The following is a 22919-nucleotide window of genomic DNA, read 5'->3' on the forward strand; positions in this document are numbered from 1 at the left end:
ATACACCAAAAAGAGCCACAGCACAAGGTTCTCTGCGCTGCGGCTCTTTCGAAATATTCTGATCAGGCGTCTTTTTTCTCCGCCAGTTTCTCTTTGAGCTGCTGCTTCACCCGCTCGTTATAGGCATTCGTGCGCTCGAGGAAGAGCTTGCGGGGGCTGGAAGCCACCAGCTCCTCCCTCTCCACCGTAAATTCCGGCTCTGCCTTGCGCACCTTCGCCAGCAGGCTGCGGTTCTCTGCCGTCAGCGCCAGCGTCACCATGAGAGGCTTGGACTTATATTTCCGGGTCAGGAAAATTTCCAGTGCCACACCGCCCACGACGGCCGCAGCCGCCACCAGCTGGGAAGCGCGCAGGCCGAGCGACGGCACCAGCAGCAGGCTGTCGGTGCGGAGAGCTTCGATCCAGAAGCGGCCTGCACCGTACCAGACAAGGTAGCGCAGGGCAATGTCGCCGTTGAACTTTCGCTTTTTGATGTACGCCACCAGCAGAGCCAGACCCACGAAGCACCAGATGCTCTCGTAGAGGAAGGTGGGGTGGACGGGCATGGCGGGGTCGATGGTGACGCCCTTCGGCACCGTGACGGTGCTGCCCATCAGGTAATCTTCCGTTGCTTCGCTGAACATACCCCAGGGCAGGGTGGTGTTGCAGCCGAAAGCCTCCTGATTGAAGAAGTTGCCCCAGCGGCCGCAGCCCTGTCCGATGAGGAAGCCCATGCCGGCCAGGTCGAACATGGGCAGCACCGGCACGCCCCGCCATTTGCAGGCCAGGCCGCCAAACACAAAGGCGCCGATGATGCCGCCGTAGATGGCCAGACCGCCGTCGCGGACGGCCAGCACATCCCAGATGGTATCGTAATTATAGGGTGCCATCGCCACATAATACAGGCGGGCGCTGGCGATGCCCAGCACCACGCCGATGAGGATGACATCCACCATCGAATCGGCGTTGATGCCGAACTCCGTGCAGCGGCGGAACGCAAAGACCAATGCGAGGCAGAGGCCAAAGGCGATGCAGACGCCGTACCAATAAATATCCATGTCGCCAATGCTGAAGGCTACCCGGCTCAGCTCAAAGCTGAGGCCGAGGCCCGGGAACTGTACCAGATTTGTCATTCTTCCGTCTCCTCTTCTTCCTCGTCCTCAACGGCAGTGCCGTCCGGCTCAATGTACATCACGGCCATCCGCTCAGGCCGCAGGATGTGCTGCAATGCCGCGTCGGCGTCCTCTGCCGTCAGGCCCGCCAGCATGGTGATCTGCTGGGCCACAGTCTGCCCTGCCAGCGCGAAATCTGCCATCTGGCTGGCCGAATCCTCGACGTTTTCCAGATTTTCGATGAGCTGGCCGTATTTTTCGTTCTTGCAGAGGGTGAAGATCTCCCGGTCCACGCCCTCTTTGCGCACCCGCTCGATCTCGTCCAGCAGAAGCTGCCGGACGGTGTCGGGCTGGTCGCTCTCGCCGGTGAAGAGGATGCAGCAGCACCCGCCCACCCGCAGCGCCTCCCCGCCGAAGCCCGGGTTGGTCAGGCCCTCGTCGTAGAGGCGGCGGTAGAGCGGCGACATCCCGCCGCAGATGCAGCAGAGGATGAGCTCGTACAGCATCTCGCTGCGCAGGTCGCCGAAAGGCAGCGGCTCTTCTTTGAAGCCCAGACCGAAGCAGGACTTGGCGATGGGCATGGCGATGGTCTTTTCGGCCGCTGCCAGCGTCATCGGCTCGGGGCGGAGCAGGCGCTCGACCTTTTCCGCCGGGCGCTCGTCCATCAGGCCATGGCGGGCGCAGGCAGCCAGGATCTGCTCCATGCTGGTGTTGCCTGCTGCGGCCAGCACCATATTGCCCGGCGCATAGAATGCCTTGCAGCAGTCGTAGAGCATTTCCGGCGTTATCTCCGCGATGCTCTCCACCGTTCCCGCAATATCGCTGCGGATGGGGTGGCTGTGATACAGGCACTCGCACAGGCCGGTGATGAGCCGCCAGTCGGGGCTGTCATCGTACATCTTTATCTCCTGCCCGATGATGCCCTGCTCTTTGGCGATGGTCTGCTCGGTAAAGTAGGGATGCCCCACCATGCCCAGCAGCACGTCAAGGCTCTCGTCCAGCTGTTCCGTGGCCGTAAAGAGGTAGCAGGTGCGGTCGAAGGCCGTGAAAGCATTGGCATTCGCGCCGGTCTTGGCGAACTTTGCAAAGGCATCGCCGTCCTCATCCTCGAACATCTTGTGCTCGAGGAAATGGGCCACACCGGCGGGCAGATGCACTTCCCGCTCCCCCAGCCGGAAATCCCGGTCGATGGAGCCGAAGCGGGTGGCGTAGATGACATGGGTGCCGGAGTAGCCCGGCATGGGGCGGACGAGTACGGTCAGCCCCGAGGGCAGAACTTTCCACTGGTCAGCGGCGGTGCATTCCAGCACGCTCTGGGTGTTCTCAGCCATTCTCGTTTCCCTCCTCCCGCGTCAGCAGACAACTCACCGACAGGGTGAACTGCCTCAGAATATCCCGCACATCCTCCCTGGTCACCGCCAGCAGGGCGCGGCGGGCGTCGTCCGGCGTCTGCACCGGGCCTCCCCGCAGCACCTCCATATAGTACCATGTCTCGATGCCGCCCAGCGTATCCTCCAGGCCGTTCATCCCGGCCAGCAGGCCCCGGCGGCAGTCTTCCAGCTCTTCGTCGGTGATCGGGCCGTCGCAGAGGTCCGCCAGCTCTTTGAGCACCGCCTGCTCAGCGTGGGCCGCGTCGGCGTGCTCGACGCCGCTGTTGACGGCCATGCTGCCCGTGAAGCTCTGGAAGGAGGACGAGCAGTAGTAGCACAGATGGTCGCGCTCCCGGACGTTCAGGAAAAGGCGGCTGGTCACGCTGCCGCCGTAGAGGGCCATCGCCAGCCGGACAGCGGCCAGCTGTTCGGGCTGCATGGGCCGGCCCAGCGTGAACAGCATACAGAGCTTGGCCTGCGTGGTGTCGAAATGCTCCACCTTCCGCACCGGCTCCCGCCGGGGCATGGCGATGTTCTCGGCCCGGGGCAGCGGGGCGCGGTCGATGGCCGAAAGCTCCGTCAGAAGGGCGTCCTTCACGGCGGTGGTGCTGGCCTCGTCGCAGCCCAGCACGATGAGCTCGATGTTCGCCGTCCGCAGCATCTCGTAGTATGCCTCGGTCAGCGCTTCGGGCGTCAGGCCGTCCACTTCTTCTAAGCAGCCCTCCTGCCGGACACCGGCGGGGCTGTCGCCGAAGAACTCGCGGTTGGCCTGCCGCTGGCAGTAAAGGCGCTTGTCGTTCACTTCGTCTTCCAGCGCCTTCTTCAGCATCTGCTTTTCGATGCCCACGGCCTCGGGGTCGAAGGTGCCGCCCACAAAATAGGGGTGGAACGCCGTGCCGAGGGCCAGTGCGGCGTACTCCTGCGTCAGCTTCTCCCCTTCCAGTGCGAACTGGTCCTTGATGCCGGTGATGCTGACGCAGAGGTTGTGGCTGCAGCCCATGGGGCGGGCGTCCACGGTCAGGTCGGCGCCGTAGAGGCGGGCCAGCTTTTTGGTCATCTGGGTCATGTCGGGGCAGTCGGCATAGCCCCGCTCCATCACCAGCGGCAGCAGCGCGTGGGCCGTGGCCGTCTCGCGGCGGGCCGGGAACGCGAAGTGGATGCTGATGCGGCAGCGGTTGAATTTCTGTGCGGCGTCATACGAGAGGTGGACGCCGGGCGCGATTTGGAATCGTCTCAATGTTCTATCGTCCTTTTGTATTATTTCGTTTGTTCCAGCGCCAGATACTCTTCCAGCGAGAGGCCGGAGGCGCGGATGGCGAGGGCGTTGTCCCTGCCCACATACCGCCAGTGCCACGGCTCAAACACCATGCCGGTAGCGGCCTGACGCTCCTGCGGCCAGCGCAGGATGAAGCCGTGCTCTGCGGCATAGGCTTCCAGCCACTCATAGGCACGGGTGTCGGCGAAGCCGGTGTCCTTTTCCATGCTGTCTGCCGCGAGGATGTCGGCACCGTAGCCGGTGGCATATTCGCTGGCCTCCGGCGCAGGCTGGACGGTCGCAGCCCTGGCAGCGGCCTCTTCCTCCGAGCAGCCGGACTCCCGGTAGCTCTGGACCGCGGCCTCATAGGCGCTCTGGCGGGCGGCGGCATCCTGATACCCTGCCGTCAGCACCAGCTCGATCTCATCCTGCTTTGCGGCCTCGGCCATTTCGCGGTAGGCTGCGGCGGCCTCGGCTTCCAGCGAAACGCCGGTGGCATCATCGGCCACAGCCAGCTCCGGCGTCGGCTCTTCCGTCAGGGGAAGGTTTGCATTCACCAGCATAAGGCGCTTATCCGAAAGGTCCGTCTCCGCGCCGCCCTCATACTCCCGGGCCTCGAAGGCCGTAGGCGGTGCGATGAGGGCATAGGCCCTGGGCAGCAGCCAGAGGATGCCGCCGGTCATCACAGCCATGACCGCGCCGCAGCTGAGCAGAAAGACCGTCCAGTTGCGCACGAGGCGGATACGGTGTCTCCGGCGGCGTTCTTTCGGCGACAGAGCGCGGCGGGGTGCGGGTCGATTTTGCTCCATGATGCAGCTTCCTTCCTGTTTTTGACGTTCGCCCTGGATACAGGCAGATAATAATATTATACACCCCTTTTATCTGGGTGTAAACGGCAGGGGCTGTAAAAAAATTGTGTACGCAAAAAGCCGCCGCACCGGCGCAGGACGCACGGCACGGCGGCTTTGAAGCCACGTCTTACTCGAACAGCATATCGTGGATGGCGCTGACAGCCTTGTCGGCGTCCTCACGGTCGATGATGCAGGAGATCTTGATCTCACTGGTGGAGATCATCTTGATGTTGATGTTGCTGTTGGACAGAGCCTCGAACATCTTGGAGGCCACGCCGCTGTGGCTCTGCATGCCGGCGCCCACGATGGACACCTTGGCACAGGTCTCGTCGCAGATGACCTGATCGAACTTTGCGCTCTCGCGCAGGACGCGCAGAGCAGCCTCAGCTTCGCTCTCCGCGCAGGTGAAGCTGATGTCCTTCTTGCCGTCGCGGCCGGTGGACTGCAGGATGATGTCCACGTTGATATTCTTCTGGGCCAGCAGGCCGAAGATCTTGAAGCTGGTACCCGGCTCATCGGGAACATTCAGGATCGTAATAACAGCAACGTCGGTGTCCTTTGCGACACCCTTGATCAGCATACCTTCCACGTCTTTTACAACCTCCTTGACGACCGTGCCGGGCACGGGGTTCAGGCTGGAGAGGACCTCCAGCTCCACATTATACTTTTTAGCCAGCTCCACGCTGCGGTTGTTGAGCACCTGTGCGCCGAGGGATGCCAGCTCCAGCATCTCGTCGAAGGTGATCTCATCCAGCTTGCGGGTGTTGCGCACCTTGCGCGGGTCGGCGGTGTAGACGCCCTCCACGTCGGTAAAGATCTGGCAGCGGTCGGCGTGGAGCGCTGCTGCGATGGCGACAGCGCTGGTGTCGGAACCGCCGCGGCCCAGCGTGGTGATGTCGTCCAGCTTGTTCAGGCCCTGAAAGCCTGCCACGACGACGACGCGGTTGCGCTCCAGCTCCGAAGAGATGCGCTCGGTCTCCAGCTTGGTGATGCGGGCCTTGGTGTAGGCACGGTCGGTGCGGAAGCCTGCCTGCCAGCCGGTCAGACTGGTGGCATGGCAGCCCAGCTCGTTCAGAGCCATAGCCAGCAGGGCGATACTGATCTCCTCGCCTGCTGCCAGCAGCATATCCATCTCACGGGCAGAAGGGTTGTGGGTGATCTCTGCTGCCTTTGCGATGAGGTCGTCGGTGGTGTCGCCCTGTGCAGATACCACCACGACCACGTCATTTCCCGCGTTGTGGGTGTTGGCCACGATGCGGGCCACGTTGAAGATACGGTCCCGGTCCTTCACCGAAGAACCGCCGAACTTCTGTACGATCAACGCCATATCTTGTCACTCTCCTCTTTTTGCTCCCTCAGTGTGTGAGGGGTACACCGGGCGGAAGCGGTCTTGCACTTCCGGTCCTGTTTATCATTCCACTGTCGCACCGGTGTTGTCGGCATCCAGCCGCAGCAGTGTAAATGCTTCACATCCGTCCAAGCCTTCCAGCAGCTCGAGGCCCTTTTCCAGCTTGGAGTAAAATTTCTCGGCGTTGGCCTTTTCGGCCACAGCCATCACGGTGCTGCCGGCGCCCGAGACGTACACCGCCTTGGCACCGCAGAGCCGCGCCATATCGAAGACTTCCTTCGAGCCGGGCATCAGGGGCATCCGGTAGGGCTGGTGGAGCTTATCCTCGGTGGCAATGGCCAGCAGGTCGTGGCGGCCCTCGCAGAACGCCGCCGGGATGAGGGCCGCACGGGACAGGTTATACACCGCGTCCTTGTGGGTGACCTCTTTGGGCAGGGCCGCACGGGCGGCTTCGGTCAGCAGCTTGTAGTCCGGCACGATGGCCGCGAAGCAGAGGCTCTCGTCCACGTCCCGCTTGACGGAGTAGACGACGCCGTCCTCGAAAACGCTGCTGGCCAGACCGCCCAGAAGGGCCGGTGCCACATTGTCCGGGTGGCCCTCGATGGAGGTGGCCAGCGTCAGCAGCTCCTGGGTGTTGAGCACATCGCCCAGCATCCGGTTCGCACCCAGCAGGCCCGCGATGATGCAGGCCGAGGACGAGCCGAGGCCCCGGGCCATCGGGATGGCGTTGGTCTGGACGAGCTTGAGGGGCGGCATGGTCTTGCCGACCTTATCGAACAGACCCTTGGCCGAGCGGTAGACCAGATTGGTCTCGCCGCGGGGGATGCGGGTGCCGTCCGCCGCCGAGATGTCCAGATGGTCGCTCTCTTCGAAGGTCACGGTATTGTACAAGGTCACAGCCAGACCCAGCGCATCGAAGCCGGAGCCGATGTTGGCACTGGTGGCCGGGACGGAAACTTTTATCTTCATCGCAGCTCCCTCTTCTCTCGCGCTCAGACGTCCTCAGGCAGGCGGCGGAGCACCAGCTTCACGCTGCCGCCCATGGCCTCTACCTTGCGGGCTGCTTCGGCCAGAGCCTTGTCGTCGGCGCTGTCCACAAAGTAGGAGCAGCCGTCGAAATGCTCTTCCACCACATGGCCCTTGCCGTAGATGGCCTCGGCCACCGCCGGGGCGATGCCTTCCACACGCACATAGTATGCGGCGGGAGCGGGGTCGGTGAGCATTCCCTCCACCGGCTCGGCGGGCTGCCAGAACAGGCTGTCGTGGACCTTGACGCCGTTCTTGAGGGCGTCCACCACGTCGGCCACGACAGCACTGGCGGTGGGCAGCTTGCCCGCGCCCTTGCCGTAGAAGACCACGTCGCCCAGCATATCGCCCTTGACGAGGACGGCGTTGAAGACGTCATCGACACCGGCCAGCTGGTTTGCCTTCGGCACGAGGCAGGGCTCGACCCCGGCGGCAACGCTGCCGTCCTCGCCCCGCTTCATCCAGGCGATGAGCTTGATGACGCAGCCCAGCTTCTCTGCCGCAGCCACATCATCCACCGTGATGTCGCGGATGCCGCGGGTGGGGATGTTCTGGGGGTAGATCTGGTGGCCGCAGACCAGCGAGGACAGGATGGCGATCTTGCGGCAGGCGTCGCGGCCGTCCACGTCGTCGCCGGGGTCCCTCGTCTCGGCGTAGCCCAGCTCCTGGGCGATCTTCAGAGCCTCGTCAAAGCCCAGATCCTCCCGCGCCATCTTGGTGAGCATGAAGTTGGTGGTGCCGTTGACGATGCCTTCCACCTCGGTGATGACGTTGGCCGCGAGGCACTGGTGCATCGGGGTGATGATGGGCGTGCCGCCGCCCACGGAAGCCTCGAACAGGAAGGCGCAGTTGTGCGCCTTGGCCAGAGCCAGCAGCTCTGCGCCGTAGGTAGCCACCATCTCCTTGTTGGAGGTGCAGACGCTCCGGCCGCTCTCGAGGCAGGCCTTGACGTAAGGGTAAGCGAAGCGGGTGCCGCCGATGGTCTCGACGACGACCTTCACTTCGGGGTCTTCCAGAATGGCGTCAAAATTCTTTATAAACAGCTTTGCAGCCGGATGATCCGAGAAGTCCTTGGGGTCAAGGATGTACTTGACCTCCACCGGTTCGCCTGCGCGGTGGGAGACGCCTGCGGCGTTGCGGCAGAGCACCTCGTACACGCCGCTGCCCACCGTGCCAAAGCCCAGAATCGCGATTTTTGCCATGATACTGCCCTCGTTCCTTTTTTCTATGAATGTACTGTCACAGATTGTATCCGCAGTGTACGCCCACGACCATCCGCTGGCGCGAAAGCTTTTCCGTCAGCTCCTCGGGGGTCATCTGCATGGTGTCGGTGCGGATGGTGACAGCCACCAGCGCGGCTCCGTTCTCCGGAGTAGACTGATTGATGGTCACGATGCTGGCACCGGCGGCACTGATGCCGGCCAGAAGGCTCTGCAACGCACCCGTCTCGTCCCGCAGGGTCGCCATGACAGTGATGACCTCGCGGCCATTCTCCGAGTCAAAAATGCAGTCCTTATATTTATAAAATGCACTGCGCGACAGGTCTACGCTGCGGGTCGCAGCCGAAATGCTGCGTGCCTCTCCGCTGGCCAGAAGCTCCTTGGCCCGGACGACCTTGAGGAAAACTTCCGGCAGGACCTGCGCATCCACCAGATAAAAACGGCGTTCCAACTTGTTCACCTCTCAAACACAAGTGTTCTTGCAGAAAATATAATAGCATCCGACTCCCTGCATTGCAAGAGGTCGGATGCTATTTTGTCAGATTATCCAGTTTTGAGCCGTGAAGTACCCCTTCAGCGCACCGAATCTGCAACCCGATGTGCCGAAAAGTATGATTTTTGCCTCAGTCGGTGTCCAGATTGGTGGTGTCCGGCTCAGGCGCGAGAGGCTGGCTGGCGACAGCTGCCTGACCGTGGGAATAATTGCAGACGTCGGGCAGGTCGTCGGCACGGTAGTAGCCCACTGCCGTGCTCGGGCAGGAGCCGCTGGCCAGCAGGCCGCTCTGGGTGCAGTAGCTGCGCTCCACGACGCCGTCAGCCGCCGGGAATGCCTTATAGGGCAGGTCTGCCTGGACCTGCTCCATCAGGGCCTTCCATGCCATGACGCAGGTGCGGGTCTTGGCCTGCTGCTTGCCGAGGGTCTGGGTCATATCGTAAGGCGCATCATAGCCCCACCACACAGCGGTGACGTAATAGGGCGTGCCGCCCACGAACCACAGGTCCCTCTCATCGCTGGCCGTACCGGTCTTACCGAAGGCCTCCATGCCGTTGGAGTTGGGGTAGCGGCCGCTGGCCGTACCGACGCTGGAGAACAGGACATTCTTCAGCAGGCGGTTCATGACGTAGGCCGTCTGGGGCGTCAGAGCCTGATAGCTGGTGTCGTTGCTCTCCATATAGATGTTGCCGTCCCGGTCGAGCACACGGGTGTAGAGGTGAGGCGTGGTGTACTCGCCGTCGTAGAAGATCTGGAACGCCGCCGCCAGCGCCATCGGTGTGACGCCGTGGGTCTGGCTGCCCATGACCATCTGCGCAAGGCCCACATCGTTGACGGGGTCCAGCGTGCTGAGCTGCAGGGTATTGTAGACGAAGTTAAAGATGTTGTTCGCGCCCACGAGGTCGCCAACGCGGATGGCGATGGTGTTCAGGGAGCGGGCAAGGCCGTTCCAGAGCGGCAGGTCGGAGCCGTCGCCGTAGTTGCCGTCGTAGTTGCGGGGCCAGCTGCGCCATGCGTTGGGGTAGGCTTTCAGCTGCTTGTCCGTCAGGCCCATGAGGCCGTTCCGGCGGCAGTAGTCCTCGTCACGGATGACCATGTCCTGCTTGAGGTAGAGGGGCGAGTTGTTGAGCATGGTAGACCAGTTGACCAGACCATACTCGATGCCCAGCGCATAGGCGCCGATGGGCTTGATGGAAGAACCGGTCTGACGGGTGACGCCGTAGGCGCGGTTCAGGGAAAGGCTCTTGGTCTTTTCGCCCAGACCGCCCACCATGGCGATGACATTGCCGTCATAGTCCAGCGTGACCATCGCCGCCTGGGTGCGGACGTTGCGGTAATAGTAGACCGTACCGTCGTCGCCGGTGCGGGTCTTGGGGGTGCCGTCCTCATTGAAGACCTGCACATCGTCGTCGGAGATGCTGGTCACCTCTTCCTCATGCCAGCCGGCCGGGAAGTAGGCGTCGTCGGTGTTGAGCATCAGGTTCTCCATCGCGGTCTGGATCTTGGGGTTGACCGTTGCCTCGATGGTGTAGCCGCCGGTGTAGAGCATACTCTGGGCGGTGGACTCATCCACGCCCTCCTTGGCCATGATGTCCTTCACCACCTCGTTGAAGAGGGCATCGGTGAAGTAAGAGGTGGTGGAGCTGCTCTTCTTCGTGTTGTCCGTCTCTGCCAGCACCAGCGGCTGGGCAGCGGCGCTGCGGTAATCCTCCTCCGAGATGACACCCTGCTGCCACATATTGTAGAGCAGGAAGTTCCGGCGGTTGATGAGGTTCTCGGGGTTGGTGTAGGGGTTATAGTTGGTGGGATTCTTGGTGATGGAGGCGATGGACGCGCACTCCCAGAGGGTCAGCTCGCTGACATCCTTGTCAAAGTACTCGTTTGCCGCCGTCTGGACGCCCTGGATGGTACCGGTGAAGCTGATGGTGTTCAGGTAGGCTTCCAGAATGGTCTCCTTGGAGTAGCTGCGGCTCAGGATGAGGGCGCGGTAGATCTCGCGCAGCTTGCGCAGTGCGCCCTCGATGCCGCTGGCGCTCTTGTCGCTGGTCAGGTTCTTGATGAGCTGCTGTTCCAGCGTGGAGGCGCCCTGCTTGGAGCTGTAGATGGGCAGCAGGTATTCATTGATCATCGCGCCGATGGTGCGCTTGAAGTTGACGCCCGGCTCGCTGTAAAAGTCTTTGTCCTCGGTGCAGATGAATGCATACTGTAGGTTGGTGGGGATCTGCTCGAGGTCCGCCCAGACGCGGTGGCTGTTGGAGGAGCGCAGGGTGGCGTACTCCACCTGTGCGCCGGTGTCGGGGTCGGTGGCCACCACAAGGCTCGACTGACTCAGTTCGATGTTGTCGAGGTTCAGCAGGTCGCCGTCACTGGCCGTAGCCTGCACCACATAGTACACAGCGCCCACTGCCACCAGACTGCCCGCCATGATGCCCAGACAGACGAGGGTGACGATGGTCCGGCCCAGGAATCCGAGAGCGGGATGGCCGCGCCTTTCTCCCTGCTCCTGCGGCCCGCGGGCCTCACGGACCCGCCGGTTCTGCTCCGCTGCGGGCCGCTGCTCCCGGAGCGCACCATCACTGTGGAGTCTCCGTCTTTCATTGTTTGAGATAAGGATCGCCTCCTATCGCAATTTTCACTGTTCTGCATCTCAAAGCATCCTCTGACGATGCCGTTTGCTGTTCCTGCTGCGGCCAGACGGCCCACAGCCATAATAACACATTATAGTCCCCGCCGCCCGCTTCCGCAAGGGGGAAATCGACGGGATACGATGTTAGTATAGCACATCTGCCCCGCCAAAGTACAGCATCCGGGTGTGAAAATTCTGCATTCCTGTCTGAGGCAGTTTTCTTTTGCACATACTACCGTCTGAAACACCATTTCAGCCGAAAGGAGTCCACTGCCATGCGCAAGGTCTGGCTCTGCATTTTTTATGCGCTGTGCATTTTTACCATCGTGTTCAGCCTGTTCTGGATGGCCCTGCCCAGTCTCCCCTTCCCTGCCGACTCCGGCGAAGAGACGCCGGCCTCCGAGCCGGGTCTGGCCGCGCAGGGCTCCGCCGGGCAGAGCGGCACCGACTTCTACCTCTGCGACGAGGGCGGGCGGGTGGTCGTCTACACCTGCTCCGACAACGGACTGCCCGACAAGCGGCTCCTGCGCACCGGCATCTATGTCAATCTCCTGCCCGAGGCCGATGCCCTCCGGCTCAAGCAGGGCCTCTACGTCACCGGCGAAACGGCCCTCCGGGCGCTGCTGGAAGACCTGGGCGAATAAACAAAAACAGTGCAGACCTCCCCGGGGAGGTCTGCACTGTTTTTATCCTTTATCAGAATCAGGCTTCGAGCTGTTCCAGCGGGATAAGGTAGTCCCTGCGGCACTGCTCGTAGTTGAGCATATATTCCTTGGTGGGGTTGTGGTGCATCATATTCTTGAGGGTATGGGAGTCGTAGTCCTCGCCTACCTCCATGCCCACCAGACGGGCGGCAATGTTGGAGCAGTGGTCCGAGATACGCTCTGCATTGCTCAGCACATCGAGATAGACGACACCGGTATCAATGGAGCAGACACCATCCTTCAGACGCTTGATGTGCTGCGCACGAAGCCGCTCCACGAGGATGTCGATGACCTGTTCCAGCGGCTCCACCTGACTGGCGGTCCGGGCGTCGTCGAACTCGAAGGCGTCCGTGGTGAGGGTCAGTATCTTTTCCAGCGCATTGTCGAGAAGCTTCAGCTCCTGCTGTGCCTTCTCGCTGAAGGTGACTTCCTTGTCGGCCAGCTCCTGCGCCTTTTCTTTGATGTTGACTGCATAGTCGCCGATGCGCTCGCACTCGGTGACAAAGTTGAGCAGCTCGGTCACCTCATGGCTCTCCGCGTCGCCCAGCTCCTGGTCTGCCAGCTTGATGAGGTAGTTGGAGATGTCCACCTCCATCCGGTCGATGAGGTTCTCGCGGACATCGATGGCACTCACGACGTCCTCGTCCATCTTGAGCAGCAGCGGGGTGGCGAGGCCGACGTTGCGGGCTGCGCGGCGGGACATCTTGACCACCGCGTTCTTAGCCTGCTGCAGAGCCACAGCCGGGCTCTTGAACAGGCGCTCATCCAGCACAGGCATGCTCAGCTCCTGCGCCTCCTCCGCGCTGTTCGGCACGGTCATCATGGCCAGCCTGGACAGCACGCCGCTGCAGGGCAGGAAGAGCAGCATCGCAATGACGCTGGTCATGGTGTGGATGTTTGCAATGCTGCTCTTGTTCATCACATCGCCCCACATGGGGATGCCGATGGTGAACTGGACTGCATAGACCAGCGCCAGCAGGATGACGCTGCCGATGATGTTGAAGTACAGGTGGATGAGGGCGGCGCGCTTGCCGTCCTTGGAGGAGCCGCCAATGGTCAGCAGGGGGGTGAAGGCCGTGCCGATGTGGGCGCCCAGCACGATGGGGATGGCCGAGCTGAAGGTGACGAGGCCGGTGCCGGACAGCGCCTGCAGGATACCCACAGAGGCCGAAGAGGACTGGATGATGACCGTGACCACCACGCCCACGAGAACGCCGAGGATGGGGTTGGTCATGGTGACGAACAGCTCCTGAAACGCTGCGCTCTCACGCAGGGGAGACACGCCGGTGTCCATCAGGCTCATGCCCGTGAACAGGATGCCGAAGCCCAGCATGATCTGGCCGATGTTCTTTTTCTTCGCGTTGCGGATGAACACATAAAAAATGCAGCCGATAAACGCCACCACCGGCGCAAACGTCTTGGGCTGGATGAGGGTCAGGATAAGGCTGTCGCCCGAAATATCCGCCATGCGGATGAGCTGACCGGTGACCGTAGTACCAATGTTTGCACCCATGATAACGCCTACCGACTGCGTAAGGGTCATGATGCCGGAGTTGACAAGGCCGACGCAGATGACGACCGTACCGGCCGACGACTGGATGACGCCGGTGATGAGGGTGCCGAAAATGACGCCCTTGATGGTGGACGAAGTCAGTTTCTGCAATATGCCCTGCATCTTGCCGCCGGCCAGCTTTTCGAGGCCGGCACCCATGATCGACATGCCATACAGAAACAGCGCAATACCGCCCAGCAGAGAGGTGATGTGTGTAATGTCCATAAAACAATGCTCCTAAAATCTTCCTATTGCTCTCTTGCACAAGACGGCCGTGCTTCGCTCTCCATACGCAAAATGCCGTCCTTTCTATTATAACATCGAACCCCCCGGCTCAACAAGCATTATTTTACAGGAAAATCACTTTTTTGACCGGAATTTTAAGATTTCCGGGCCTTCTTAGACGGTTCTTTTCTTGAATTTTACATTCATTTTACATTAGTATTTTCTAACTTCCGCCCGGTGCTTCCCGGTATTTCCGGGAATGCATCAGGCGGCATCCAGCTCTTCCATCGCCTCCCGCAGGGTGTCTGCCGAGAACAGGAACGCGCCTGCCCCCGTATACACCTCCACATGACCGCCCACATACCGAAGCTCAACGTCTTTCATTCCTCTTCCCTCCTGTGTCTTTTTGTTCTGACAGGAGTATAGCAGAATAAAAGTCCAATAAAATGTATCTTCGGAAGTTTTTTGAGGAAAAAGGCTCAGAAAAGCCTCTCCCTTTGGGGGCAACGGCGACGACCGCCGCCAGTGGCGGAAACAGGGAGGAGCTGTTGGGGCCGCGGCCAGCAGGATGCGAGCGGCAGCGAAGCAGACGCTGGGAGCCGCAACCCGGCCTTGGCGAGCGGAGCGAGACTGAGAGGGCAAGCCCGTCTCCCGAGAGCCGCCATGCAGTGATAAACCGTCTCTTTGGCAGAGCCAAAATCTGACGGGTTTTCTCCATTCACGCAGGAAACAGGGCGATTCGCGCAGGTTTTATTGATTTTTTCCCCGCAGATGTGGTATATTCAAAGCAACCTGATATTCTACGGTCTCACCATTTCTTTTCACCGTTCAAAGGAGGTTTTTGTATGCTGTCTTATCGTAAGCTTGCGATGCGTGTTCTGGGTCGCCCTCTCCATACGGAGGGGATCGATTCACCCCGTCCGGCCTCTCAGCGGGCAGCAGCGTTTATCCTGACTGCCGCAATGCTCACCACCCTTGCCGCCCCGGCTTTTGCCGATATATGGCGCATCGAGGATGGTGACATCACCGTGAAGGCAGGCGAGACCAAAGGGACGAACAAGGTCTCACAGGGTACGACCATCGACAAGGTGGACACCAACACCATCATCACCGGCACGTCGGATACGAACACAGTCACCATCGATACTTCTAAGGGCAACGTGGACGTCACTTTCGACGACCTGAACATCGACGCCAGCAGCCGGAACGAAGCCGCCATGAGCGTGACCGGCAGCGGCAATACCACGATTAAGCTGGATGGCGACAACCATCTCACCGGTGGTAACGGCGACACCTACGGCGGCGACGGCATCGCCAGCACCGGCAGTCTCACCATCTCCGGCGGCGAAACCGACAGCCTGACGGCCCAAGGCGGCAGCGGCGAAAACGGCGGCGACGGCATCACCAGCAGCGGCAGCCTCACCATTTCCGGCGGTACGGTCACTGCCACCGGAGGCAATAGCACGGGCATTGTTGGCTCCGGCGGCAGCGGCATCCACAGCGGCGGCGACGTCACCATCTCCGGCGGTACCGTCACGGCCACCGGAGGCGATAGCACGGGCAGTGATGGCTCCGGCGGCTACGGCATCTACAGCTCCAGTACCACCACCATCTCCGGCGGTACGGTCACTGCCACCGGAGGCGATAGCACGGGCAGTTATAGCTCCGGCGGCTACGGCATCTACAGCTCCGGCGTCACCATCTCCGGCGGTAGTACGGTCACGGCCAATGGCGGAAGCGGCAAAGACGGCTCCGGCGACGGCATCTTCAGCTTCGACCCTGTCGCCATCTCCGGCGGTACCGTCACGGCCAAAGGCGGCAGCGGTGAAGACGGCGAAGACGGCGGCGACGGCATCCGCAGCTTCGACCCTGTCGCCATCTCCGGCGGTACCGTCACGGCCAAAGGCGGCAGCGGCGAAGACGGCTCCGGCGGCCGCGGCATCATCAGCACTAAGAGCGTCACCATCTCCGGCGGTACGGTCAACGCCAATGGCGGCAGCGGCAAAAACGGCAACGGCGGCAACGGCATCATCGGCTCCGGCCGTGTCGCCATCTCCGGCGGTACGGTCGAAGCCGCTGGCGGTAACGGCGGCAAAGTCGGCGGCAGCGTCATCGATCTGTCGGGCAGCCTCGAACTGACCGCCAAGGCCGGTAGTCCCAACGGCAAGGCCCTCTCGCAGCGCGGCAAGGAGCTTGACCTCAACACCATCAAGGACAAGCTGGGCCCGGGCGCAAAAGTCACCACCACCGATGCCGACGGCAAGGTCATCGATCAGGTCCCCATCCCCCGCCCTGTGGAACCGGAGGAGTCTTCTTCCTCTTCTGACGGCGGCTCTTCCGCCCCGTCCGCATCCGTCTCTTCCCTCCCCGGCCTGACTGTCACCGACAAGAGCGGCGCGGTCATCTCCTACACCAGCACCCAGAGCGGCAATACCCTCACCGTCTGCGTCGGACGGTTCACAGCCTCCTTCCGCATCTCGCTGGCCGCGCTGCGTCAGCTGCGGGCTGAGGGCATCGAGACCATCGCCTTCCAGACCATCCTCTGCTCCACCACCCTCTCGGTGGACGAGCTTCTGGCTATGGGCGGCGAGGACGCCGAGGCTGTCCTGACCCACCGGTTCACCGATTCCAGCCTCACCGTGGGCTGAAGCACCACTCTCCCCTTCCCACAGGCATAGAAAGGCCCCGCTGCCCTGCACATTTCATGCAGAGCGGCGGGGCCTTTTCCTGTTTTACTGCACCCCGGCAGAAACCGGGACTCGTTTTTCCTGCTTTTCGGGCTTTCTGCGCTGCTCTGCGGCGGCAGCGCGAGAGCGGTCGTAGCAGTAGCGGATGATGGCCTGACGGCGGACGATGCCGATGAACATTCCCCGGTCATCCACGACGGGGACGAAGTTCTGGTTCATGGCCGCCTCGATGAGCTGGTCCATGCTCGTGGTGACTGTGACGGCCTTGTAGTCCCGCTTGTGGGCAAAATCCCGGATGGGGATGTCCTCTGCCGCCTCAAGGTCGAGGCCGTGGAACTTTTTCAGCCCCCAGAGGATGTCCCCTTCCGTCAGAGTTCCCACATACTCTCCCTTGCGGTTGAGCACCGGGATGGATGCGTAGCGGTTGTTCTCCCATTTTTCCAGCGTCTGGCGAAGGGTGAAGTCATCGTACACATACATCAGGTCCTGCTTGGGGGAAAGGAAAAACAGAATATTCATGAAAACAACTCCTATTGTGAACTTTTCCGCCGCCGGGCCGCAGCTCCTGTGCAGCCGCAGCAAATTCCTGTCTTCAGCACCTTGGCAGCCGAATGCCCCGGCATCCTGTGCCGGATACAGTCTTACTCTTGCCACCTTAGATTTTAGCACTTTTTCATAGTAAGATAAAGATGTCTGCGCCATCTTTTATATTTTATTCACAATCACCTTTTGTTTTGTCGGATAAATATTCACGAAATGGATGCACTGCGAAGGATTTTGTGCTATACTAACAGCAGGAACGCGGCCCTTTGCGGCTCTGTCTGTCTTTTAGTATACCGGCATTGCGGTGTCGAAACAGACCGAGACGGGTAAGCCGCGCCTGACTTTTTTCTTTCTGTCAGCAATTATGTGCTGTACAGCTTCCTCATAAAGTTGTATAATAAAAGTGGTACGCCGCCTTCTCAGGCCCGCGCACCGCCCCGCCGCCGTGCGGACGGGGTATCATAATGAATAAAAGGAGCAGAGCGACTATGATCACTTCCCGTTTTCCGCTGGGAGATGTCAGCTTCTCAGCCGAGTATTTTTCCACGCTCGTGGGCGAAGCAACCAAACAATGCTACGGCGTGGCCGCAATGGCCCCCCGTGATCTGACCGACCGTGTCCGCAGCGCCGTGCGCGGCGTGGACGACTCGGCCAAGGGCGTCCGTGTCACACAGGAAGAGGGCCGTCTCGTGATCGAGCTGCACATTGCCGTCAGCTACGGGCTGAACATCTCCACCGCCGCGCGTTCCATCTCGCACCGCGTGAAGGACGAGGTGGAGCAGGCCACCGGCCTGAAAGTCGCCCGCGTGGTCGTATCGGTCGATGACGTGGTTGCCTGATGAGACAAAGCCCGCCCGGGGGTACCGGGAAGATATAAGGAGTAAAAAGCAATGATTTCTGGTAAGATCCTGCGCGACGCCATTATTTCCGGCGCAAACAACATCAACAACCAGCGCTCCCGCGTGGACGAGCTGAACGTGTTCCCCGTCCCCGACGGCGACACCGGCACCAACATGGGCATGACCGTCGGTGCAGCCGTCCGTGAGCTGCAGGCCATGGACGACAGCTGCACCGTGGGCGAGGCCGCAAAGACCGCTGCCTCCGCCATGCTGCGCGGCGCCCGCGGCAACTCCGGCGTCATCACCAGCCTGCTGTTCCGCGGCTTCTCCAAAGCTCTGGAGGGCAAAAAGGAGGCTGACGCCGCCGACATCGTGGCTGCGCTGCAGAAGGGCGTCGAGGGCGCTTACAAGGCTGTCATGAAGCCCACCGAAGGCACCATCCTGACCGTTGCCCGCGTCGCTTCCGAGGAAGCTGCTGCCTGCGGCAAAGAGGATGTGGCCGAGCTGTGGGACGTGGTGCTGGCCGCCGGTCAGAAGGCTCTGGAGGACACCCCCAACCTGCTGCCCGTCCTGAAGAAGGCCGGCGTCGTGGACGCCGGCGGCCAGGGCATCATGATCATCTTCGAGGGCATGGGCAAGGTCTTCCATGGTGAGGACATGGTGGCCGGCGGCGAGGCTGTCCCCAACAAGGCCAAGCTCTCCACCGAAAACGCCGGCAAGGGCGTCTTCACCGACGACCTGATGAAGGTCGAGGACATCAAGAACGGCTACTGCACCCAGTTCCTCATCAACAAGAACGAGGGCGCAAGCGCCGCAAAGATGCGCGCCTTCGCCGAGTCCAACGGCGACAGCGTCGTCTGCATCGAGGACGATGACGTCATCAACCTCCATGTCCACACCGCCGACCCCGGCAAGATCCTGAGCGAGGCCATCAAGTACGGCTACCTCACCAACTTCAAGATCGAGAATATGCACGAGCAGTTCCTGGCCCGCCAGAAGCAGGGCAAGAGCCTCGAGAAGCAGGCTTCCGCCGAGAAGAAGCCCGACCCTGCCAGCGAGTTCATCTACGCTGCCGTTGACCCCAGCCGCGACTATGGCTTCGTTGCTGTCGCCGCCGGTGAGGGCCTGAAGTCTGTCTTCACCGACCTGGCCGCTGACGCTGTCGTCTCCGGCGGTCAGACCATGAACCCCGCCACCGAGGACATCCTTGCCGCCATCCAGAGCGTCCCGGCCAAGACCGTCTTCGTCCTGCCCAACAACAAGAACATCATCATGGCTGCTGAGCAGGCTCAGAAGCTGGCTGACCGTCAGGTGGTCGTTCTGCCCACCCGCACCGTCCCCATGGGCATCACCGCTCTGCTGAACTTCGACCCCTCTGCTACCGTCGAGGCCAACACCATCAACATGATGTCTGCTGCCGATAAGGTCTCCACCGGCCTCATCACCTACGCCGCCCGCGACAGCGAGTACGACGGCAAGCGCATCAAGAAGGGCGAGATCATGGCCCTGGAGAACGGCAAGATCGTCTCCACCTCCAGCGACATCACCAAGGCCACCTATCGTCTGGCCCGCGGTATGTGCAAGAAGGATTCCAGCTTCGTCACCATCATCTCCGGCTGCGACGTCTCCGACGAGGATGCCGAGAAGGTGACCGAGATCGTCAAGGCAAAATGCCCCAACCACGTTGAGGTCAGCCACATCCGGGGCGGTCAGCCGGTCTACTACTATATGATCAGCGTGGAGTAAGCCCTCTCAGGCGCTCCGCGCCAGCTCCCCCAAAGGGGGAGCCATTGGCATGTCGGTCAGCTTTCGTCTGGACGAGCGAAGCCTGATATAACGCAAAAAATAGTGCCCTGCTACAGAGGGCAGCAGCTACGGAACCATGTTCCTTGTCAAGCTGCTGCTAGCCTTGGTAGCAGGGCACTACTGTTTCCGGATAGAGTAAGCTTTGCTCGTCCAGCGTGGGCTTGGCCGACACGCCAGTGCCTCTCCCTCTGGGAGAGGTGTCATTGCGAAGCAATGACGGAGAGGGCAAGCCCGGCACGAAAGAGCTGCTGCGCAGCGGTAAGCTGTGCCTTCGTCCAACCTCTCAGTCTCGCATTCGCTCGACAGCTCCCCTAGTAGGGGAGCCTCTGGCGAAACCGTTCACTTTGCGGGGACTGCCAAGGCCTCTCCTACCAGGAGAGGTGGCACGCCGTCAGGCGTGACGGAGAGGTTGTACAAAGGGAAGCCTGCCCATAACCAAAAAAGCCCCCGGCACGATGCGGAACGTGCCGGGGGCTTTTGCAATAAGGAGGCAAGCGGAGGGATGCGGAAACTCTCCGCCTTGGGGGATGGTTAGTCTTTCACCAGTTCGCTGTGGTCTGCCTCCACCAGCAGCAGGGTGGGCTCTTCGGCCCCACGGTGGGTGAGGTAGAACACCTCGCTGCCGCTGCCCTGTGCCAGCAGGTCGTTGATGGCAAAGCTGCTGGTCTTGCCATTGGTGACGAACTGGATGGTCTGTGCGCCATGCTCCTGCAGGTAGCGCAGGGTGTTCAGGTCGCCGGTAAGAGTGGCCGTGTCGTAGGCACCGGTGTAGGTGCGCAGGGTGCCGTTCTCGCTCACGGTAAAGGGCTCATTCATGCCCTCGGCGTCCACCACCCGCAGCTCAAGGGCGCTGTTGGTGTCGGAGGGCAGGGCTTCGGTGGCACCGCAGTTGGTGCAGGTGTGGGTGCCGTTGCCGTTGTCCTTCCAGTGGTGGCCGGTGGCGGGGATAGTCTCCGTCCACTCGTCGATATGCTCCGGGGCAGTGGCATACCTATCGCTCTCATAGGTGCATCCGTACTTCACCCAGCCATCTTCCGTGCAGGTGGCATCCTTGCGGCCGATCTCTTTTTTGGTGCAAACATTTTTGCCATGGACGATCTTTTGCAGTCTACCATACGCACTATACCACAGCTCCGTATTATCGCCAATGGTATTTACAAGGCCCCCTGCTTTGGGGTCACTTCTTTTGCCTACCTTAGCCTCAGCACCTTTCACATTGATATACTTATCATCCAGCGATTTCCATGGTTTCATTTTAAGCAGCACATTGTTGCCGATGTTGACCTCGGTGGCGGAAATCGCACCATATTTTCCAAATATTTGAACGTAATCGCCGATCTTAACTTTTCCGTTTGTTCCGCCGTCAATGTTCACTACAACTTTTCTGTTCGAATCTCCGCGAATATCCCCACCGCCGATGCCGGAGCCTGAATTGTCCGGCTCTGCATTTGCATAAACATTGTCTGTATCAATGGTAACATTGTCCTTTATGTTGACCTCCACATTTCCATCCTTACTTCCGATCGCAGTGGAATTTCTGATGTTCGCCGTCCAGATGGTCGAATGGCCCTGAATGGTGACCTTGGTATCTTTTGCGCCATTGCCAATGGCAGAGCCGCAGAACCCGGTTGCCGTGACATGGACATCTTCCTGCTCTGCGGTAGCCCCGGCCGTACCAATGGTCACCTCTGCTTCGGTGTCCTTGCCATTATCTCCGGCAGCAGCGCCGATGGCGGCCCCATCGCCAGTGTCACTCCTTGCAGCGACCGTTGCATGGTCACAGATCACGATGCCCTTTGCCGAGCCACCGTAATAGCTGCCCCACCCAGCACTGCCGCCGCCGATGGCAGCGCCATCGCGGGCGGTTGCCTTCACCTTGGAATGCCCCCGGATGATGATGTTTTTTGCATTTCCTGCAAAGCCGCCGCCAATGCCTGCGCCACCCCCGTCGCCTGTTGCGTCAACGGTCGCATAGCCCTGGATGATGATGTTTTCTGCATCTCCAGGTTTTTCCTTTCCATAGTAGCCGCCGCCGCCAATGCCTGCGCCATTCCCGCTGCCTGTTGCGTGAACCGTTGCATAGCCCTCGATGGTGATGTTTTTTGTGCCTTCGGCAGCACTTCCCCCGATGCCTGCCGCTCCGTTCCCACCTGCACCTTTTGCAGTCAGGCTGCCGGAGGTGTCTGATTCTAATTTGGGGGTGGTGATTTTCTTTCCCTCGTCATTGGTCTCGTCTGTGATGATCAGCGTTCCCTCTCCCTGCTTGCGCAGTCCTGCCTGATAGCTTGCCGGATAATCGGTTCCATAACTATCCAAAACATTCTGGCCGTCCAGCTCAACTTTTGTCTTTCCGTCGCCGGAGACATCCATTGCAGCTTTATTAACTTTCTTCTCCACCTTAATGTTCACATTACTGAGCCGGATCTTGAGTTCCTTGGCCGCTTCGCCCACCCAGTTATTGATGACCCGGATGACGTTTTTGGTGGGTTTTTCGGCGCTGCCCTCTGCCGGAGTGGTCGGAGCAGGATCAGCCGCCGGGGCGGCGTCCAGAGTGGCCTCCTTGGTCTTTGCCGTAGGGTCTGCAGAGGTGGTGGGGGCGAGTTTCGTGGCCTGCTGCTCCGAATCCGGGTCTGCCGCCGGGGCGTACTCGTACACCACATCCTCCTTGGGGGAGTCCTCGGCGGGCTCTTTCTTCTCCTCGGTGGTGTCCTTGCCCTCCTGGGTCTGGGCAGAGTCCTCCTCTGCCTCGCTCAGGGTAAAGGCCGCGTCCGGGTCAGGCTGGCTCTCCCCGGCAGCGTCCGCAGACCCGGCTGCTTCCTGCTCCTGCGTATCAGTGCGCTCCTTGTCCGGGACTGCTACCTCTGCTCTTTTTTCTTTAATTCGAGTATCTTCCCTCAGGGTAGTATGATCTTCGTCGGTGCCGTCCTTGATCACGATCTCGTCGCTGGTGTCGGTGTAGGTCTTATCCCCCTGAGTTACTTTCACATACTGCTTGCCGTCCGTACTCGTTATGGTCTCTACGTCAATGCTGCCGTTGCCGATATAGTAAACATCCGCAAAGGCCGGGGCTGCAATGGACGTAACAATCGACATAATGGCTGCCGTAGACAGCACCCGCAAAGCTAAATCTTTTCGCTGCATAATACTCTCTCCCTATTATCTCAGGGCGTGGGCTCTGCCGCAGCAGAGCATCCCGGCCGCCTCCGCATGGCGGACTTTGCCCGGGGCGCTGCACCTGTTTGAGCAGATACTTGACCCCCGCCGTTCGCACCCCATTTTACCC

At 60.8% G+C, this 22919-nt stretch carries 16 protein-coding genes; 4 read left to right on the forward strand and 12 right to left on the reverse strand.

Annotation, left to right across the window (positions count from 1 at the left end; translation table 11 throughout):
* Positions 1-62: 62 nt before the first annotated feature.
* The 9 genes from lgt to F3G95_RS01440 all read right to left on the reverse strand — a co-directional run bounded on the left by lgt (position 63) and on the right by F3G95_RS01440 (position 11064).
* Entirely contained in the window at positions 63-1112 is a 1050-nt protein-coding gene (gene lgt, locus F3G95_RS01400; protein WP_149793488.1) for a prolipoprotein diacylglyceryl transferase, read from the reverse strand.
* Entirely contained in the window at positions 1109-2422 is a 1314-nt protein-coding gene (locus F3G95_RS01405) for a pitrilysin family protein (RefSeq protein ID WP_149793489.1), read from the reverse strand. Before F3G95_RS01405 ends, lgt begins: the two co-directional genes overlap by 4 nt.
* On the reverse strand, positions 2415-3698 hold the full coding sequence (locus F3G95_RS01410; protein WP_149793490.1) for an insulinase family protein: 1284 nt from the start codon (positions 3696-3698) through the stop codon (positions 2415-2417). The genes F3G95_RS01405 and F3G95_RS01410 overlap by 8 nt, the downstream gene beginning before the upstream one ends.
* 20 nt (positions 3699-3718) lie before the next feature.
* Positions 3719-4525 carry a M15 family metallopeptidase gene (locus F3G95_RS01415; RefSeq protein WP_149793491.1) on the reverse strand — a complete coding sequence of 269 codons (807 nt, stop codon included), beginning with the start codon at positions 4523-4525 and terminating at the stop codon, positions 3719-3721.
* Positions 4526-4694: 169 nt separating this feature from the next.
* Positions 4695-5894 (reverse strand): aspartate kinase, encoded by a 1200-nt coding sequence (locus tag F3G95_RS01420; RefSeq protein WP_149793492.1) that lies wholly within the window; start codon positions 5892-5894, stop codon positions 4695-4697.
* An 84-nt stretch (positions 5895-5978) separates the two neighbouring features.
* Positions 5979-6884, reverse strand: a complete 906-nt coding sequence (gene thrB, locus F3G95_RS01425) for a homoserine kinase (protein WP_015563941.1) — start codon at positions 6882-6884, stop codon at positions 5979-5981.
* Between the two features lie 23 nt (positions 6885-6907).
* Positions 6908-8143, reverse strand: a complete 1236-nt coding sequence (locus tag F3G95_RS01430; RefSeq protein ID WP_149793493.1) for a homoserine dehydrogenase — start codon at positions 8141-8143, stop codon at positions 6908-6910.
* A gap of 37 nt (positions 8144-8180) precedes the next feature.
* Entirely contained in the window at positions 8181-8621 is a 441-nt protein-coding gene (locus tag F3G95_RS01435; protein ID WP_112114976.1) for an ACT domain-containing protein, read from the reverse strand.
* 163 nt (positions 8622-8784) lie between these two features.
* Positions 8785-11064 (reverse strand): transglycosylase domain-containing protein, encoded by a 2280-nt coding sequence (locus F3G95_RS01440; protein ID WP_243130238.1) that lies wholly within the window; start codon positions 11062-11064, stop codon positions 8785-8787.
* A gap of 491 nt (positions 11065-11555) precedes the next feature.
* Here F3G95_RS01440 and F3G95_RS01445 point away from each other — a divergent pair, with 491 nt between their 5' ends.
* Positions 11556-11924 carry a hypothetical protein gene (locus F3G95_RS01445; RefSeq protein ID WP_015563938.1) on the forward strand — a complete coding sequence of 123 codons (369 nt, stop codon included), beginning with the start codon at positions 11556-11558 and terminating at the stop codon, positions 11922-11924.
* A gap of 58 nt (positions 11925-11982) precedes the next feature.
* Here F3G95_RS01445 and F3G95_RS01450 read toward each other — a convergent pair whose 3' ends face one another.
* On the reverse strand, positions 11983-13761 hold the full coding sequence (locus tag F3G95_RS01450) for a Na/Pi cotransporter family protein (protein WP_149793495.1): 1779 nt from the start codon (positions 13759-13761) through the stop codon (positions 11983-11985).
* Positions 13762-14606: 845 nt separating this feature from the next.
* Here F3G95_RS01450 and F3G95_RS01460 point away from each other — a divergent pair.
* On the forward strand, positions 14607-16409 hold the full coding sequence (locus F3G95_RS01460) for a carbohydrate-binding domain-containing protein (protein ID WP_243130239.1): 1803 nt from the start codon (positions 14607-14609) through the stop codon (positions 16407-16409).
* A gap of 84 nt (positions 16410-16493) precedes the next feature.
* Here F3G95_RS01460 and F3G95_RS01465 read toward each other — a convergent pair whose 3' ends face one another.
* A complete protein-coding gene (locus F3G95_RS01465) occupies positions 16494-16967 on the reverse strand; it encodes a CBS domain-containing protein (protein WP_149793497.1) in 474 nt (157 codons plus the stop codon).
* A gap of 512 nt (positions 16968-17479) precedes the next feature.
* On the opposite strand from F3G95_RS01465, the gene F3G95_RS01470 reads away from it, so the two are divergent.
* Positions 17480-17830 (forward strand): Asp23/Gls24 family envelope stress response protein, encoded by a 351-nt coding sequence (locus tag F3G95_RS01470; protein WP_015563933.1) that lies wholly within the window; start codon positions 17480-17482, stop codon positions 17828-17830.
* A gap of 51 nt (positions 17831-17881) precedes the next feature.
* On the forward strand, positions 17882-19576 hold the full coding sequence (locus tag F3G95_RS01475) for a DAK2 domain-containing protein (protein WP_149793498.1): 1695 nt from the start codon (positions 17882-17884) through the stop codon (positions 19574-19576).
* A 591-nt stretch (positions 19577-20167) separates the two neighbouring features.
* Here F3G95_RS01475 and F3G95_RS01480 read toward each other — a convergent pair.
* Positions 20168-22777: a hypothetical protein gene (locus tag F3G95_RS01480; RefSeq protein ID WP_149793499.1), complete on the reverse strand. Its 2610-nt coding sequence runs from the start codon at positions 22775-22777 to the stop codon at positions 20168-20170.
* Positions 22778-22919: the final 142 nt, after the last annotated feature.

Origin of the sequence: Faecalibacterium sp. Marseille-P9312 (assembly GCF_902497445.1) — a bacterium.
GTDB classification, from domain to species: Bacteria; Bacillota; Clostridia; order Oscillospirales; family Ruminococcaceae; genus Faecalibacterium; species Faecalibacterium longum.

Coding starts and splice junctions, on each gene's coding strand:
- F3G95_RS01420 (WP_149793492.1), bottom strand. CDS start 5,894: ATGGCGTTGATCGTACAGAAGTTCGGCGGTTCTTCGGTGAAGGACCGG.
- thrB (WP_015563941.1), bottom strand. CDS start 6,884: ATGAAGATAAAAGTTTCCGTCCCGGCCACCAGTGCCAACATCGGCTCC.
- F3G95_RS01475 (WP_149793498.1), top strand. CDS start 17,882: ATGATTTCTGGTAAGATCCTGCGCGACGCCATTATTTCCGGCGCAAAC.
- F3G95_RS01415 (WP_149793491.1), bottom strand. CDS start 4,525: ATGGAGCAAAATCGACCCGCACCCCGCCGCGCTCTGTCGCCGAAAGAA.
- F3G95_RS01460 (WP_243130239.1), top strand. CDS start 14,607: ATGCTGTCTTATCGTAAGCTTGCGATGCGTGTTCTGGGTCGCCCTCTC.
- F3G95_RS01480 (WP_149793499.1), bottom strand. CDS start 22,777: ATGCAGCGAAAAGATTTAGCTTTGCGGGTGCTGTCTACGGCAGCCATT.
- F3G95_RS01430 (WP_149793493.1), bottom strand. CDS start 8,143: ATGGCAAAAATCGCGATTCTGGGCTTTGGCACGGTGGGCAGCGGCGTG.
- F3G95_RS01465 (WP_149793497.1), bottom strand. CDS start 16,967: ATGAATATTCTGTTTTTCCTTTCCCCCAAGCAGGACCTGATGTATGTG.
- F3G95_RS01445 (WP_015563938.1), top strand. CDS start 11,556: ATGCGCAAGGTCTGGCTCTGCATTTTTTATGCGCTGTGCATTTTTACC.
- lgt (WP_149793488.1), bottom strand. CDS start 1,112: ATGACAAATCTGGTACAGTTCCCGGGCCTCGGCCTCAGCTTTGAGCTG.
- F3G95_RS01470 (WP_015563933.1), top strand. CDS start 17,480: ATGATCACTTCCCGTTTTCCGCTGGGAGATGTCAGCTTCTCAGCCGAG.
- F3G95_RS01450 (WP_149793495.1), bottom strand. CDS start 13,761: ATGGACATTACACACATCACCTCTCTGCTGGGCGGTATTGCGCTGTTT.
- F3G95_RS01405 (WP_149793489.1), bottom strand. CDS start 2,422: ATGGCTGAGAACACCCAGAGCGTGCTGGAATGCACCGCCGCTGACCAG.